The organism is Desulfitobacterium sp. PCE1, assembly GCF_000384015.1.
Taxonomy (GTDB): Bacteria; Bacillota; Desulfitobacteriia; order Desulfitobacteriales; family Desulfitobacteriaceae; genus Desulfitobacterium; species Desulfitobacterium dehalogenans.
The window spans coordinates 1,799,522-1,814,076 of the sequence record NZ_KB913023.1; the positions used below are offsets into that span (position 1 = coordinate 1,799,522).

At 44.4% G+C, this 14,555-nt stretch carries 13 protein-coding genes; 8 read left to right on the top strand and 5 right to left on the bottom strand.

Translation table 11 applies throughout. From position 1 onward, the window contains the following. Positions 1-4: 4 nt before the first annotated feature. The 4 genes from DESPCE1_RS0108960 (at position 5) to thpR (ending at position 4,243) form a co-directional block, all read left to right on the top strand. Positions 5-1,084 (top strand): endospore germination permease, encoded by a 1,080-nt coding sequence (locus tag DESPCE1_RS0108960; RefSeq protein ID WP_256379868.1) that lies wholly within the window; start codon positions 5-7, stop codon positions 1,082-1,084. After that, the gene (locus DESPCE1_RS0108965; RefSeq protein ID WP_014793695.1) at positions 1,081-2,256 is read left to right on the top strand and encodes a Ger(x)C family spore germination protein; all 1,176 of its coding nucleotides are present in this window, start codon (positions 1,081-1,083) and stop codon (positions 2,254-2,256) included. Before DESPCE1_RS0108960 ends, DESPCE1_RS0108965 begins: the two co-directional genes overlap by 4 nt. 153 nt (positions 2,257-2,409) lie before the next feature. Next, the gene (locus DESPCE1_RS0108970) at positions 2,410-3,648 is read left to right on the top strand and encodes a multidrug effflux MFS transporter (protein WP_014793696.1); all 1,239 of its coding nucleotides are present in this window, start codon (positions 2,410-2,412) and stop codon (positions 3,646-3,648) included. A 43-nt stretch (positions 3,649-3,691) separates the two neighbouring features. Further along, positions 3,692-4,243 carry an RNA 2',3'-cyclic phosphodiesterase gene (gene thpR / locus DESPCE1_RS0108975; protein WP_019850243.1) on the top strand — a complete coding sequence of 184 codons (552 nt, stop codon included), beginning with the start codon at positions 3,692-3,694 and terminating at the stop codon, positions 4,241-4,243. 439 nt (positions 4,244-4,682) lie between these two features. On the opposite strand, the gene DESPCE1_RS0108985 is transcribed toward thpR, so the two are convergent. The 4 genes from DESPCE1_RS0108985 to DESPCE1_RS0109000 are packed head-to-tail and all read right to left on the bottom strand — an operon-like array spanning position 4,683 to position 8,252. Continuing rightward, positions 4,683-5,285 carry a TlpA disulfide reductase family protein gene (locus DESPCE1_RS0108985; protein ID WP_014793698.1) on the bottom strand — a complete coding sequence of 201 codons (603 nt, stop codon included), beginning with the start codon at positions 5,283-5,285 and terminating at the stop codon, positions 4,683-4,685. Positions 5,286-5,340: 55 nt separating this feature from the next. Next, a complete protein-coding gene (locus DESPCE1_RS0108990; RefSeq protein ID WP_019850245.1) occupies positions 5,341-6,012 on the bottom strand; it encodes a cytochrome c biogenesis CcdA family protein in 672 nt (223 codons plus the stop codon). Between the two features lie 4 nt (positions 6,013-6,016). Continuing rightward, positions 6,017-7,567: a HAMP domain-containing sensor histidine kinase gene (locus DESPCE1_RS0108995; protein ID WP_019850246.1), complete on the bottom strand. Its 1,551-nt coding sequence runs from the start codon at positions 7,565-7,567 to the stop codon at positions 6,017-6,019. Continuing rightward, entirely contained in the window at positions 7,557-8,252 is a 696-nt protein-coding gene (locus DESPCE1_RS0109000) for a response regulator transcription factor (RefSeq protein WP_019850247.1), read from the bottom strand. Before DESPCE1_RS0109000 ends, DESPCE1_RS0108995 begins: the two co-directional genes overlap by 11 nt. A gap of 352 nt (positions 8,253-8,604) precedes the next feature. On the opposite strand from DESPCE1_RS0109000, the gene DESPCE1_RS0109005 reads away from it, so the two are divergent. Beyond that, a complete protein-coding gene (locus tag DESPCE1_RS0109005) occupies positions 8,605-9,060 on the top strand; it encodes a DUF2680 domain-containing protein (RefSeq protein ID WP_172637601.1) in 456 nt (151 codons plus the stop codon). A gap of 297 nt (positions 9,061-9,357) precedes the next feature. Here the strand turns inward: DESPCE1_RS0109005 and DESPCE1_RS0109015 are convergent, their stop codons facing one another. After that, a complete protein-coding gene (locus tag DESPCE1_RS0109015; RefSeq protein WP_019850249.1) occupies positions 9,358-10,032 on the bottom strand; it encodes a uracil-DNA glycosylase in 675 nt (224 codons plus the stop codon). Between the two features lie 126 nt (positions 10,033-10,158). Here DESPCE1_RS0109015 and DESPCE1_RS0109020 point away from each other — a divergent pair, with 126 nt between their 5' ends. From DESPCE1_RS0109020 to DESPCE1_RS0109030, 3 genes are all read left to right on the top strand, one after another. Further along, positions 10,159-13,086, top strand: coding sequence for an ABC transporter substrate binding protein (locus DESPCE1_RS0109020; RefSeq protein WP_172637602.1), 2,928 nt, complete (start codon positions 10,159-10,161; stop codon positions 13,084-13,086). A gap of 62 nt (positions 13,087-13,148) precedes the next feature. Further along, positions 13,149-13,577, top strand: a complete 429-nt coding sequence (locus tag DESPCE1_RS0109025; protein WP_019850251.1) for a hypothetical protein — start codon at positions 13,149-13,151, stop codon at positions 13,575-13,577. A 572-nt stretch (positions 13,578-14,149) separates the two neighbouring features. Then, on the top strand, positions 14,150-14,548 hold the full coding sequence (locus DESPCE1_RS0109030; protein ID WP_019850252.1) for a (deoxy)nucleoside triphosphate pyrophosphohydrolase: 399 nt from the start codon (positions 14,150-14,152) through the stop codon (positions 14,546-14,548). The last annotated feature ends 7 nt before the right edge of the window (positions 14,549-14,555 follow it).

Below are 14,555 nucleotides of genomic sequence, written 5' to 3' on the forward strand. Positions count from 1 at the left end.
ACGAATATCCGATTCACAGTTCACTGTGCTTTTGTTTTTAACGATGATGACAACGGCTGTTCTCTATGTGACCAGTATTACAGTCCAGGATGCCAAGCAGTCGGCTTGGATAGTTCCCCTTCTGGCATCAGGCCCCGGATTTTTTTCCCTATGGTTAATTGTAAAGCTTGGCCGCCGTTTTCCAGAGAAGGATTTAATCCAATACAGTACGGTTATTGCGGGGAAAATTATTGGCAAAATCATTGGGATAGGCTATATTTTCTATTTCTTTGTTTCCGGTTTCTTGATTATACAGCAGTTTACCGAGATTCTCTTTCTCTTCTTTTTGGGAAATACCCCCACATGGTTTGTCGGCCTTTGTTTTCTATTGGTCTGCAGTTATGGTGTTTTGCTGGGTATCGAAGTGATCGCTCGCTCCGCTCAATTTGTGCTTCCGCTGTTTGTGGTTAGTCTGATGAGCATTGCTTTTTTTTCTTTTCGGGATATGCACCTGGAAGAATTACTCCCCCTATTCGAAGGGGGACTGGGCGCGGTGGTTAAGGCATCCTTTGTCCCGGGTTCCTGGTTTGGTGAATGCATTATTCTGGCTTTTTTATTACCGTATATCAATAAGCGCAAAGAGATTTTTCGCAAGGGCTCCTGGGCGATTATAGCTGCCGCCATCTTCTTTACTGGGAACATTCTTTTAACATTGCTTATTTTAGGCCCGGAACTATCAGCCAGCTACGACTTGCCTTTTTGGCTGATGATCCGCTTTATCGAGGTGGGGCGCACTTTTTTGCGTATCGAGACCTTCATCATCTTCCTCTGGATTGCAGGGGCCATTGTGAAGCTTACCTTAGCCTATTATTTGGGATGTACTGTGGTCGCCGAAGTGTTTGGCTGGAGATCCCGTCAATGGATTGTAATTCTTTTTGGGTCGGCTCTATTTGCGGCCTCAACTTTTTTTCTGAACAATGCTGTGGAATTAAACCTGGTTTTGAGCAAATATTGGCCGCCTTTTGCGTATGTCTTCCAATTGGTGATACCAGGCCTTTTATTGGGAGCGGCTTACCTATTTAAGAAAGGAAGAAAAACCCGGTGAAGAAGAAGATTCGCGGATTGCTATTTTTCGGTCTTATAGCAAGTTTACTCCTATTGAGCGGATGCTGGGATAGTAAGGAAGTGGAGGACTTAGCTGTCTCAACCCTTATTGCCTGGGATAGGGTCACCGTCGATGGGAAGGATCTATGGCAGATTTCTACCCGCATCCTGGATTTGACGACAGATCAAACCGGTGGGGGAAAAGGAAAATCCTATGCTCATGAAATTCTGCTTAAAGGAACAGGAATTACTATCCAGGATGCCTTTAACCAACTGGTCATGCGCCTGCCGGCTATGAATTTTATTGAGCATAATGTAGGCATTATTATAGGGGAAAGAGTGGCCCGTGAAGAACTCCCCAACATCATGGGCGCGGACCTGCGTTTTCCCCGCTCTCGTATTAGTGTTGATGTTTTTACTTGTGAGGGAGAAGCCTTTAGGATTCTGCAGACAGAGCCTGAATTGAGTTTCACTCTATCCAAAGAGGTGCGCAAAATTGCGGACAAAACCGCGGAGGAAAGTGGAGCATCCCTCAAAATGACCGCTTTAGATTTCAGTAAGCAGATTATTCGCAAGGACCGGGATGCCGTATTACCCCAGATCAAGGTCTACAACCAGCAGGAAGGAGAAGAGACAGCGGAGCAATCAGTAGTAATTCAGGGGTTTGGAGTGGTTCGTGATACAAAGTTGGTGGGGTGGCTGGGGGACGAAGAAACTTTAGGGTATATCCTCAGTGTCGGAAATCCAACAAGTCCTGAGATCCCTCTTCCAGTGGAGCGGGAAGATATCATATTCAGTTACTTTATTACCAGCGCCAAGGGGCGGATTTCCTCAGGGCTGGTGGAGGGAAAGCCCAAATTTACCCTACATATTCAAACCAAAGGTGTAGTGCACGAAGCAAGTACTCCAATACTGACAGAGAAGGATCGACCGGCGTTGGAAAAGGACATTGAGGAAAAGATTATCGACTTGGTATGTAAAGCTGTCGCCAAGGCAAAAGAATATGATGCGGATATTTTCGGCTTTAATGAACATCTTCATCGCTATCATCCCAGGGATTGGGAGAAAATTGCCCCGGATTGGCGGAAGTATTTTAAGGATGCAGAAATCGAAGTGGAGGTAGAAGCTGAGGTCAAAGCCTTCGGCGCATCCAGTACTGGGTTTAATTTTTAAAATCTTGGCTGATTTTAGTTTTTTGATTAGAAAGGTAGGGCTCCCCCATGTGAGGGAGCTTTATTTTTTTTAATGGTAATTTGTCAGAAGAAAATATAAAATAGGAAATATATATACAACTATACATCAGGATGAAGAGGGGTCAGAGAAACTATGCAAGGAATTATTGAAAGACAGCAAGAAGGAATGGGTCAAAAGCACCTGGGAAGAAAGGGCCTTATCGCCTTTATCGTATTAATGAATATGTTTATTCCTTTATCGATGGACCTGTATCTGCCGGCATTGCCGACCATGAACGAATATTTCGGCAGTAGTGCCGCCATAACGAATTTAACCCTGAGCCTGTTTTTCCTATTTTACGCAGCAGGTATTCTGGTTTGGGGACCTTTAAGCGATCGTTATGGCCGGAAGGTCATCATCATGATGGGGAGCGCTATTTATATTGCCAGCAGTATTGCGTGTGCCCTATCCCCCAGTATTACATTCTTAATTATTTCCCGCGCCTGCCAAGGAATTGGCTCAGGAGGGATTACCTCCGCCTCCATGGCTATAGTTAAAGATTGCTTCACAGGGAAGAATAGGGAAACGATTCTGGCCATCACTCAATCGATTTCCGGATTGGCCCCTATGCTTGCCCCCATCGTCGGCGCATGGATTTTGTATTTCACTGATTGGCGAGGATCTTTTTGGTTATTAGCTCTCATTAGCATAATTAATTTAGTATTAACTATCCTATATAAAGAAACATTGAGAGAAGAAGAGCGCTACCGGGGTAGTCTCTTAGGCTCCTGGAGCCGCTTGGTGGTGGTGGCCAGGAACAAAAGCTTTATTATCCCAGCCCTCATTTTTGCTTTTGGCTCCATCCATTTTATGGGCTATATCGCGGTCTCTTCCTATGTCTATATCGATTATTTTGGTCTCAGTGAGCAGATGTATAGCTACTTTTTTGCTGCCAATGCCTTAATCTCGATCTTAGGGCCGGCTATCTATATCCGCTACTTTATTAATTTCAATAAGAGGGCTTTAGCCGTGTTGTGCTTTGGTGTGGCTGCTTTAAGCGGAGTTCTTATTATGACCTTAGGACAATTGTCTCCCTTTATCTTTTTGGTGGGGATTATCCTCATGTCCCTTACAGGAACGGTTATGCGTCCCTTCAGTACGAATATTCTCATGGAACAGCAAAAAGGGGATGCGGGATCCATGTCTTCCATTATCAATATGTCCTTTACACTATTCGGCAGTTTAGGTATGGCCATCGCCTCCATCTCCTGGGGAAACATCGTCGTCGGCCTGGGTGCCTTAATCGCCATAGGATCAGGGATTTCCATACTTGCCTGGTACGCCTTTATGAAGTCCAGCATTCCTTGTGCCGGGGTAAAAGACAGTCAGTAATTATAAAGCATCGCCAATTTAGAGAACTTATGGAGGCAAAAACATGAGAGCCTTTGTGGGAATTGATTTTACTGAAGAAATTAAGGATGAAATCTATGGGTTTCAACAGAAGCTGAAAGGTTATGCCCAGAGAGGAAGATGGAAACATCGGGATAATTTTCATCTTACGTTAAAGTTCTTAGATGAAATTTCTCCCGCTCAGAAGACAGATATTGATGAAGCCCTGCTGAGACTATGCCATAAGGAAAGACCCTTTAATTTAGAGTTAAAGGGCCTGGGAGTATTCACCGGCAAAGAATCCATTCGGGTATTATGGCTGGGATTAGCCGGTGATATCCAGGAGATGGAGTCCCTCCATCAAAAGGTGAGCCAGGCCTTGGTCCCTCTAGGCTTTCCTCCCGAGAGAAGGCGCTTTAGTCCCCATATCACCCTGGGACAGGATATCGTGTTTGAAGGCGGATTTGAGGAAATCAATGCAAAGATCGAAGGCTTTGAGTTCAGCCCTACCCATGTGGAGAGGATTCATCTCTTTAAAAGTGAGCAAATCCAGTTCAAGAGAATTTATACAAAGATCTCGGAGTATCCTCTGGGCTAAGCGATGATTGAACTGCTTTGAATATTGCTCCAGGCATAAAAAAGGAGCCACGACAACTGTTGTCGCGGCTTCTTTCGTGATCTTATCAGGCTTTGATTCCGAAGGGTGATGGTGATTTGGAAAGTATTGAAAGCTGTCTCCAGGATTTTGCTTTCGGCGTTCACTCCATAAGCTGCGCGGAGCAATCTAATCGCTCAAGACCTCCACTGCGTCGGGTTCCCGGCTAAATCGGCTCCTGCCTCATAGCCGGTTGGAAACGTCCTGTTTCCAACCCGACTCCGCTGCAGTCTTTTCGCGAAGATTGCTTACCTGCTCGCTTAGAATCCGTTCTCTGCCTTAAAGCAAAATCCTTGGGCTGTCTTTCGGGTTTGAGTGGCCTGGATATAGGATAAGCTACACGACCCGAGCCGTCTTTTCATCTTCTTCCGGTACAGCCTGCTTATTGCTTAACCATACCTTTCAGCACGGTCTCTAAAGTGCTTTTCTTTAAAGGTCCCCGGTACCCGGTTACTATGTATCCTTCCTCATCAATGAATAGGGTGGTGGGAATGGTGGAAACGCCATAGACAGAGGCAGCTTGGGTGTTCTTATCCAGATAAATAGGGAATGCATACCCTTCCTTTTTCACAAAAGCCTGGCCGGATTCCTCGGTTTCCCGCTGGCCATCCACCAGATCCACCATAAGAAAAGCCACCTCGTTTTTATATTGAGCGTAAGCCTCGTTAAAATGGGGCATTTCCTCACGGCAGGGAGGGCACCAGGACGCCCAGAAATTTAGTACCACAGGCTTCCCTTGAAAATCCGATAATTTATACTCAGCGCCGTCAGTCCCATAGATTGTGATATCAGGGGCCATGGTTTTCTTTTCTTCCTGGGCTGCAGCAGGATCTCCTTCTTGGGAACTGGGTTTTTCTTGTTCCAGGGTGACGGATTCCTGAGTAGACCCATACTTTGCCGATAAAGAAGAATAGACCCCATAAGCTCCCCCTAGAAACAGGACAAAGACGACAATGCCCAGAATCAACTTGGTATTATTATTCATAATTACCTCCTCAAGGAAAGTGTTTTTTATCTTTTATAATGTGGATGTGTGATGACTAAAAGGTAAGCAGCGTCAGGAAATATCCCATCATCCCTGTAGCCATTAATACTCCCACCAGAACGAGAAGTCCTCCGGACAAAAAGTTAATAATTCGATAATTTCTCTTAATAAAGTCCAAAGTGGATTTCAGGCGTTCAATAAGCAGAGCGCTGGCCACAAAGGGAATTCCCAGTCCTAAGGAAAAACACAAAAGCATGAGTATTCCCTTGAGACTTTCCCCTTCGGTAGCGGCGAACATCAAGGCGGAACCTAAAAATGCTCCCACACAAGGAGTCCAGCCGATGGAGAAAATGATGCCGAAAAGCAAAGAGGAGAAAAACCCTAAGTTCACGACCTTCATATTAATCTGCCGATTGATATTGAGAAAGGGAATTCGGATCACACCCATAAAATTGAGCCCAAATACAATCACGATAAGCCCAGTAACAAGATTGATTCCCTGATTATATTCCCGGAAAAAGCCGCCCAAAGTGCCGGCAAAAGCTCCCAGAGTAACGAAGACCAGAGTGAAGCCCAGAACAAAGCCAAGAGCATTGGTCAGGGTTCTCATTGTTTTGTCATCGGATCCTTGTCCTGCAAAATAGGAAATGTAAATGGGCAGCATGGGAAGCAGGCAAGGAGAGATAAAGGTAATAATTCCTTCCAAAAATAAAAGTAGGTACTCCACAGGATCATCCTTTCGGTGAAATACATTTAAAGTGAAAACTGAATTGAGTTCCTTGGTTGGGTTGGCTCTCTACAGAGACGCGAATGGTGTGCCGATCGGCAATCTGCTTGGCAATAGCCAGTCCCAAGCCGGTTCCGGTTTTATTCTCCACGGCTTTTGATTTATAAAAGCGGTCAAAGATGTGAGGCAAATCTTCAAGGGCGATACCTATTCCTTTATCCCGGATGGTTACGGTATTATTCGCAAAAGTGATCCATACTTCCTCTTTAAGTGGGGAGAACTTTATAGCGTTATCCAAAATAATCAGGAACATTTGACGGAGACGCACATAATCTCCCAGGATAGAACAAAGAGGAGCGTCCTGATCTAATTCTGTTTTTAATACGATATCTTTGCTGCGGGCGATATTCTGAGCGCTTCGGATCACATCACGGAGCAGATCCCCAAGGTTGATTTCCTCCATCTCCATCTTAAAGTCGGGATTTTGTAAACGGGTTAAATCCAAAAGGTCATTCACCAGGCGCTGTAAAAAGATGCTTTCATTAAGCATTTGCCTATGGTAGTCCTTGATCTGATCCGGATCAGCAATGACTTCATCACAGAGAGCTTCCAAAGAACCCCGGATGACCGTTACAGGGGTTCTAAGCTCGTGGGAGATATTGGCGATGAAGTCGCGACGCTGTTGTTCCAGACGTTCACTTTCATGGCTGGCCAGCTCCAAACGCTCACTGAGAATATCAATAGCTGAGGCTAGTTCCCCGATGTCATCTTTTTGCTGAACTCCGGTCTTGGCCAGATAGTCACCCTTAGCCAGTTGAAGAGTGGAGTTTTTCATACGGTTTAAAGGTTTGGTAAATGTATACGCCAAGAGAATGGAAAGGAGAAGGGATAAGAGGAGAGCTGTTCCGATGCTCATGGCTAGAATCCCTGCTCCCTGCCGAAGAGCTTCCTTGGTTCCCTGAATGGGAGAATGAAGAAGCAAGGCACCGACCACGTTATCTCCAGCTTTGATGGGGGCTCCCACAGTTAAGGTAGGGGTATTGAGAAGGGAACTGAAGCCTTCGCTAAAGGTGGTTCTACCCTGAAACACTTCTTTGACAACCTGATCAGCGTCTGCTGGTAAATCGGCATAGTTAATCTGCCGGTTGGTCATATGGCCAATGGTCATAAGCTGCAGGGATTCATCCACGATCCAGACATCTGCCATAGCGATCTTATCAAGGAATTGGAGGTAAGAGCTATATCCTCCCATACCCTGCATCATGCCGCCCATGCCCATACCCATGCCGTGCATCATGCCACCCATACCGCCCGCACCGCTCATGCCGCCTTTACCGGCCGCGTTGCCGCGGGTATCAGTGGCGGCATTGGAGTTGCTTATTAAAGTCGAAAGAGTCCCGGCAATAGAGACCGCGCGTTTCTCCATTTCAACTTTGTGCAGATGAATCGTCTGATTCTTGAACAACGTCATAAACACACTGCCGATAATGAGTGAGAACAAGAGCAGGCTCATGGAAAAATAAAGGGTGAGTTTAAGGGCGATTTTATTCTTCATTCGTTTTCTCCCCGAATTTATAGCCCACACCCCAAATGGTTTTAATCTCCCAATTTTCATGGGGGAAGGAATCCAATTTGGAGCGCAAGCGTTTAATATGGGAATCCACGGTACGGATATCTCCAAAGTAATCATAGCCCCAAACGCTATTGAGGAGATTATCCCGGGAGAACACTTTGTTGTGATTCGATGCCAAAGTCCAGAGGATTTCGATTTCTTTCTTGGTTAAGGAGACAGGATGTTGGTCAATGGTCACAAGATAGTCGTCCAGATTGATCATAAGGTTATCAAAGGAGAAAACTTGCTTTTTCTGCTCGTCGGTTTGACTGATTCTGCGCAGAAGAGCTCGGATTCTCGCCATCACCTCACCGGGGGAAAAGGGCTTGACGATATAATCATCTGCCCCGATATCCAGCCCCATGATCCTTTCGAAATCCTCGCCCCGAGCGGTAATCATGATGATAGGGACATTTGAGGTTTTACGAATTTCCCGGCAAACCTCAAAACCGTCTACTTTAGGCATCATCACATCCAATAAGACCAGATCGGGTTGAAGCTTATGAAAAAGCTCCAGTGCTTCGCAGCCATCCAAAGCAATATGAGGCTGATAGCCTTCTTTTTTCGCATATTCTTCTAATATCGATGTAATTTGTTTATTATCATCCGCAATTAATAAAGTTAACATAACGATCTCTCCCTAATTGCCTTTAGCCCATTTTACCATAGTATTGTTAAAAACTTGTGTGACAAAAGTCATCCTTCTGGACCGGCGTCTTATTGCACTGCTTAATCCGTTTATTAAGGACTGAGAAATACAATGGTTTTGGCTTAGAAAAGACATAGTTCTGTCATAATTTTTGATTACTCTATAATCAAGGATTCAGACAGAATTCTTGACACTATCAGAAAGTATAAACTTGCGTTATATACTTTCTAAGCATAAGGACAACCAACGGCTTTGCCTCACTGGGGATATGGGTCAAAGGCACGGCGAAGCCGGGTTTTCTTTAAGCCTAGGGTATAAAAAATTAGGAGGTATGAATATGACAAAGTTCAAAAAGGCTATACTGATTGGAGCCATCGTGCTCGGAGTAGGGGTATCTTCCTCAACGGTCCTGGCTGCCTCTGCCTATAAGAACCCCGTAGAGGCATTAGCGGGAATCACCGGAAAAACAGTAGAAGGGGTACTTACTGAACACTATGAAACAGGTAAAAGCCTAGGAGCCATGGCCGATGAGGTTGGTAAACTGGATGAATTCCAAAAAGAGCTTTTGGAAATGAAAAAAGATGCTTTGGCTCAAAGAGTTGAATCCGGAGATTTGACACAGCAACAAGCAGATCGAATGATTACATCCGTTGAAGAGAATCAGGCTTATTGCTACGGCGATGGCTATGGTAGAGGACGCGGAATGATGGGATCCGGTTATGGAGGAGGTATGTTTGGTCGTGGCCAAGGCGGCTGCGGCGGATTCGGCTACAATCAAGCCAGATAGTACTTTCTAAAATCATCATTAATAGTAGGATTCTCAATCGGCTTTGTTCCTACACAGGAATACTCCTGCTCTGCTCTTAATTCATGAAGAGACATTGCTTTCTCCAAAGGCCAAAGGGCCCAGGGGAGGGCATTTTTTTATTAATAGCCAGGGTTGAGGAAGGCTGCGATGAAACTAGAGTACCTGTTCTCTTTTATAGACAGCACGTGTCAATAGGCTTGACGACCAAATATAAAACAACTTCCCTTAATTAAGAGGAAGTTGCTTCTAGATAAAAAGTAAGTAAACTAATCCGGATCAGAGATCTTCAATCTGCCAATCAATGGATTCCTTACCTTGGGATACTAAAAAGTTATTGGTCTTAGAAAAAGGCTTGCTGCCAAAAAATCCACCATAAGCAGAGAGTGGGCTGGGATGAACGGATTTTATAATGAAATGTTGAGGATTAGTGATAATACTTTGCTTGGTCTGCGCATTTTTTCCCCAAAGGATAAACACCACGGGCTCTTGGCGCTGATTCAAGAGGAAGATCACTTTATCCGTAAATTGATGCCATCCTATCTGAGCATGGGAATTGGCCTGACTGGCGCGAACGGTCAGGGAAGTGTTCAGGAGTAAAACCCCCTGATCTGCCCATTGTTTGAGGTAACCATGGTTGGGAATCCTACATCCAAGATCGTCCTGCAATTCTTTAAAGATATTTTGCAGGGAGGGCGGAGCCGGTACACCGGGTTTAACAGAAAAGCTTAATCCATGGGCTTGGTTCGGACCATGGTAGGGGTCTTGCCCCAGGATGACCACTTTTACACCTTTATAAGGGGTAAAATGCAGGGCATTAAAAATGTCGTACATATCGGGATATATAGTTCGGGTTCGGTACTCCTGTACCAAATACTTTCTCAGCTTTTGATAATATTCCTGCTGAAATTCATCCTTTAATAATTCGTGCCAATCATTTTTCAATATTTGCATCGTTATCACCCATATTTATTATACCATAGCCCAGGATACGATTGTTTTTTAGTTTTTTGTTTAATTTGTTCGAAAAAATTAATTGAGTATAGTCAGAAAATAGTGTATAAATAACTAAGAGGAGGCATGCGGATGACAATTATTAACAACAACTTAATGAAAAAATTCATTATCATCCTGATTGTCTTTTTCTGTTTGTTCAGCGGCCCAAAACCATCGGTTCAAGCTCAGACCAATCAGCGGGTATTGTTTATCAGTTCGTACTCGGAAAGCTTTGAGACTGTACCGGAACAAATTGCCGGGATTCACGAAGCTTTGGATCCACAGAATATTCTCTTGGATATTGAATATATGGATACCAAGCGGTTTGATACTCAGGAAAATGTCCATAATTTCTTCACTTCCCTGCAATACAAACTGGACCATACCGAACCCTATGATGCCATCATTGTAGGGGATGATCGAGCTCTTGATTTTGCCATGACTTATCAGAAGGAGCTTTTTGCCGAGCTCCCTATTCTATTTTTAGGGATAAATGATATCAACCGGGCGGAAGAGGCAGCGCGCAGCTCATACATAACCGGTATTGTGGAAAGTGTTCCCATCAAAGAGAATATAGAACTCGCCCTGAAATTTAACTCGAATGTCAATCGGGTCCTGGGTCTTGTCGAAAGCAGCATCACCGGGATGGGGGAGAAGGATCAGTTTTATGGTGCGGTAGGATTTTATCCAAGCCTGCGTTTTGAAGATGTAAATATTTCCGAACATACCCAGGAGGAAATGGCGGGTATCCTGCAAGAGATCAAGGATGACACCATTGTCCTATTTATAGGCAGTATGTACAGGGACAAGGCAGGTGTCGACCTATCCATTGATGAGGCGGCAGCCTTTATTAGCGCCAACACCCATGTTCCTGTCTATCGGCCGACCATCGGCGGGGTAGGTCAGGGATTTCTGGGAGGAATGCAGATATCCTATCGTGAGATGGGAAAGCGTGCTGGTGAAATGGCTGTGCAGGTACTCAGCGGAACTCCTGTCCAGGACATTCCGATGATGAACAAGAGTCCTTATCATGCCATCTTTGATTATCAAGTGGTGCAGCAATTTGATCTTCCAGAAAACTTCCTTCCCGGAGATGCATTTTTGCTCAATAAAGAAGTCAGCTATTTTGAGCAAAACATGAAGCTGCTCATGGGTGTATTTGCCGCTTTGTTCATTATGATGATCATTAGCACTTTAATGGGTATCGATAGCCTTAAACATCGTACCATGCAGCGAAAATTGAGGGAGAGCAATGAGGAACTCTCAGCTACTTATGAGGAGCTGGCAGCTACCGAAGAAGAACTTCGTCATCAATATAAGCTTATCGAAGAGAATGTCCAGAGAATCGAGCTTTTTAATCAAAAGTATGAGCACGCCATTTACAGTACCAATAGCGTGGTATGGGAACTGAATCTGAGCAATCGGAATATCTATTTCTCCCAGAACTTTCAAAACTGGCTTTCCCATCCCTTTCCATGGATGGAGCCCTTTGATGTGCTCATGAAAAAATACCTTGATGAAAAGACCGCCCAATTGATTAATGACGAAATAGCAGCTTATCTGGATGGAAAAAAGAGCGAGATTATGGTTGAGTTTCCGGTTAAGCCCAGCTCGAATCAGCCCCGGTGGATAAAAGCCCATGGCAAATCCATCCAGGGAAGTGGCGAAGAGGAGGTCATCCTTTACGGAATTCTAACGGATGTGACGGAAGGGAAACGGCAGCAGGAGCATATTGATCACCTTGCCCATTATGACTATCTGACCAATCTGCCCAATCGTATGTCCTTTATGAAAACACTTCAAGAAGAGGTGGAAAAGGGTCAGCCTTTATACATTATTCTGATGGATATTGATAATTTTAAGGAAATCAACGATACCTTAGGTCATGTTTGGGGAGATAAGGTCTTAAGGTCAGTAGCTCAAAAGCTATCGGATAATGCCTGCCCTAATATGTTTATCTCCCGATTCGGTGGCGATGAATTCCTCGTGCTGATTACGAATCGGGATGGTTGTAGCATGGAGGAGTGCATTAAACATATTCGTACACTATTCGAGCAGCCCATTCCTGTTGATCGCAATGAGTATACGATTAAATTTAGCATGGGGATTACCCGTTATCCCGAGGACAGCACAAATATTGATCAGCTGATTATGAATGCAGATACCGCTTTATATCAAGTCAAACGCAACGGCAAAAACCATCATCTTCTTTACAATAAAGAAATGCAGCAGGAACTCCGCAATAAAGCAGTTACGGAAGGAATTATTCAGAAGGCAGTCCAGGAGGACGGGTTCTACCTGGTTTATCAGCCTCAAGTCAATGTAAAGACGGGTGAGATAGAGAGCTTTGAGGCCTTGGTACGTTTAAAGCACCACGCTATTCCTCCTGATGTATTTATTGGTATCGCTGAGGAATCGGATCTGATCTGCCAGATCGGCAGAGCAGTGACTAAAGAGGCCATTCGTCAGGCAGCAAATTGGCGGGATAAAGGCCATCCCCGCAAACCCATCTCGATCAATTTCTCCAGCAAACAGATTAGAGATAAGGATTATCTTCAGTTCCTCATCAATACCTTGGAGGAGTATGAGTTAGATCCTCAGTATTTAGAGATTGAAATTACGGAGAGTATCTTACTGGAGGAGACCGAACTTACTCTGGAGCTCTTGGAGCGGATCAAAGAATTGGGTATAAAAATAGCTTTGGACGACTTTGGCACAGGTTTCTCCTCACTCAATTATCTGACCTACATACCGGTGAATAAGGTGAAATTGGATAAGAGTTTATGCGATAAGTTTTTAAGCCCCGATAATATCAAAGTTATCGAGAGCATTATCTCTCTGGCTCATAGCCTTAACTTGGTGATTACCGCCGAAGGCATTGAAGAGCAATGGCAGTATGAGCAATTAAAAGCAAGCGGCTGCAATACCATTCAAGGGTATTTGTTCAGCAAACCTTTAATAGCAGAAGAAGCAGAAAAAATCTATGAGAAGAACTTTTTACATTTGATTTAAGATGTAATTCTTGGATACGCACACTTTTTTCGGCAATACTAGCGAAAAGGAGTGTGATTCCTATGAATGGAAATGCTGAGCTCTTAAATTTCATCTACCAGAACTCTCAGATGGGTGTGTCAACCCTTAACCAATTGATAGAAATCGTTGAAGATGACAAGTTCAAAAACCATCTGAAATCTCAATATAAGGAATATCAGGAAATCCATAAGGCAGCTAAAGACATGTTGAATGAAAATGGTTTTGATGAAAAGGGTATCAGTACTTTGGAGAAAATACGTACCTACCTGATGATTAGCTTTGAGACTTTGACTGATAAAAGCCCTTCTCATATCGCCGAAATGCTGATTGTCGGCAGCAATATGGGTATAATCAATGCAGTGAAGAATATCAAAAAATATCAGGACGCTGAGCCGAATATCCTCAACCTAATGGAACGACTCTTGCGTTTCGAAGAAAATAATGTGCAGGAGTTGAAAGCATTTTTGTAAGTTCTCAAACAAGACCGCATTAAGCCCCAGAGTCCTTTGATACAAAGGGTCCTGGGGCTTTTGGCCGATCTAGGGAAAGGATATGAAAGCAGGCTCCCTAAGTATCCGAAAGAAGTCTCCAGGATTTTGCTTTCGGCGTTTACTCCATAAGCTGCGCGGAGCAATCTAATCGCTCAAGACCTCCGCTGCTGTCTTTTCACGAAGATTGCTTTCCTGCTCACTTGAATCCGTTCTCTGCCTGAAATCAAAATCCTTGGGATGCTTTTTCAGGGCTTGGGGGCAGAGCGATGTGGAAAGCGGTGCTAAAAAGGACCCGTCAGCGTAGCTTTACACACAAAAGGGAGCTATTGAGTGAACGTTGTGCGGAAAGCTACCTGACCCGACCTAACCTAACCCCGCCTTTCATTCATCTGCAGGTACTACGACAACAGCATAGCCAACTTCCCGGAAAAGACTCGCAAGCGTAACCCAACTCCCCACAGCCAAACATGGCTAAACCCAAGCATCTGTTGTAAACTCAAGAGAGAACATCAATCATCTTCCCAATCTGCATATACAAGTGAGGTTAGACAATGAAAGATGTCACAGCTGCCATTATAGTTAAAGGTAAAAAAGTCCTGATTGCCCGAAGAGCTCCCGGTGAAAAGCATGCGGGAGGCTGGGAATTCCCCGGAGGGAAAGTGGAAACGGGGGAGACTCCCGAGGCCTGTTTAAGGCGTGAGCTTTCTGAAGAGTTTGGGATAGAAACAGAGGTGCAGGCGTATATCCAATCAAGCCTCTATGAATATCCTCAAGGATCAATCCGTTTATTAGCCTATCAAGTCAAGATCCTCCAAGGGGATATCCAGCTGCGGGTCCACGACCGATATGAATGGGTTAGTGTTAATCAGTTGCTGAATTATGAGCTGCTTCCGGCAGATGTGCCTATAGCACACTATTTACAGGAGTATTTAATTCGAACAATGATTTAAGAAAATC

Coding starts and splice junctions, on each gene's coding strand:
- DESPCE1_RS0108970 (WP_014793696.1), top strand. CDS start 2,410: ATGCAAGGAATTATTGAAAGACAGCAAGAAGGAATGGGTCAAAAGCAC.
- thpR (WP_019850243.1), top strand. CDS start 3,692: ATGAGAGCCTTTGTGGGAATTGATTTTACTGAAGAAATTAAGGATGAA.
- DESPCE1_RS0108985 (WP_014793698.1), bottom strand. CDS start 5,285: ATGAATAATAATACCAAGTTGATTCTGGGCATTGTCGTCTTTGTCCTG.
- DESPCE1_RS0108995 (WP_019850246.1), bottom strand. CDS start 7,567: ATGAAGAATAAAATCGCCCTTAAACTCACCCTTTATTTTTCCATGAGC.
- DESPCE1_RS0109000 (WP_019850247.1), bottom strand. CDS start 8,252: ATGTTAACTTTATTAATTGCGGATGATAATAAACAAATTACATCGATA.
- DESPCE1_RS0109005 (WP_172637601.1), top strand. CDS start 8,605: ATGAATATGACAAAGTTCAAAAAGGCTATACTGATTGGAGCCATCGTG.
- DESPCE1_RS0109015 (WP_019850249.1), bottom strand. CDS start 10,032: ATGCAAATATTGAAAAATGATTGGCACGAATTATTAAAGGATGAATTT.
- DESPCE1_RS0109020 (WP_172637602.1), top strand. CDS start 10,159: ATGCGGATGACAATTATTAACAACAACTTAATGAAAAAATTCATTATC.
- DESPCE1_RS0109025 (WP_019850251.1), top strand. CDS start 13,149: ATGAATGGAAATGCTGAGCTCTTAAATTTCATCTACCAGAACTCTCAG.
- DESPCE1_RS0109030 (WP_019850252.1), top strand. CDS start 14,150: ATGAAAGATGTCACAGCTGCCATTATAGTTAAAGGTAAAAAAGTCCTG.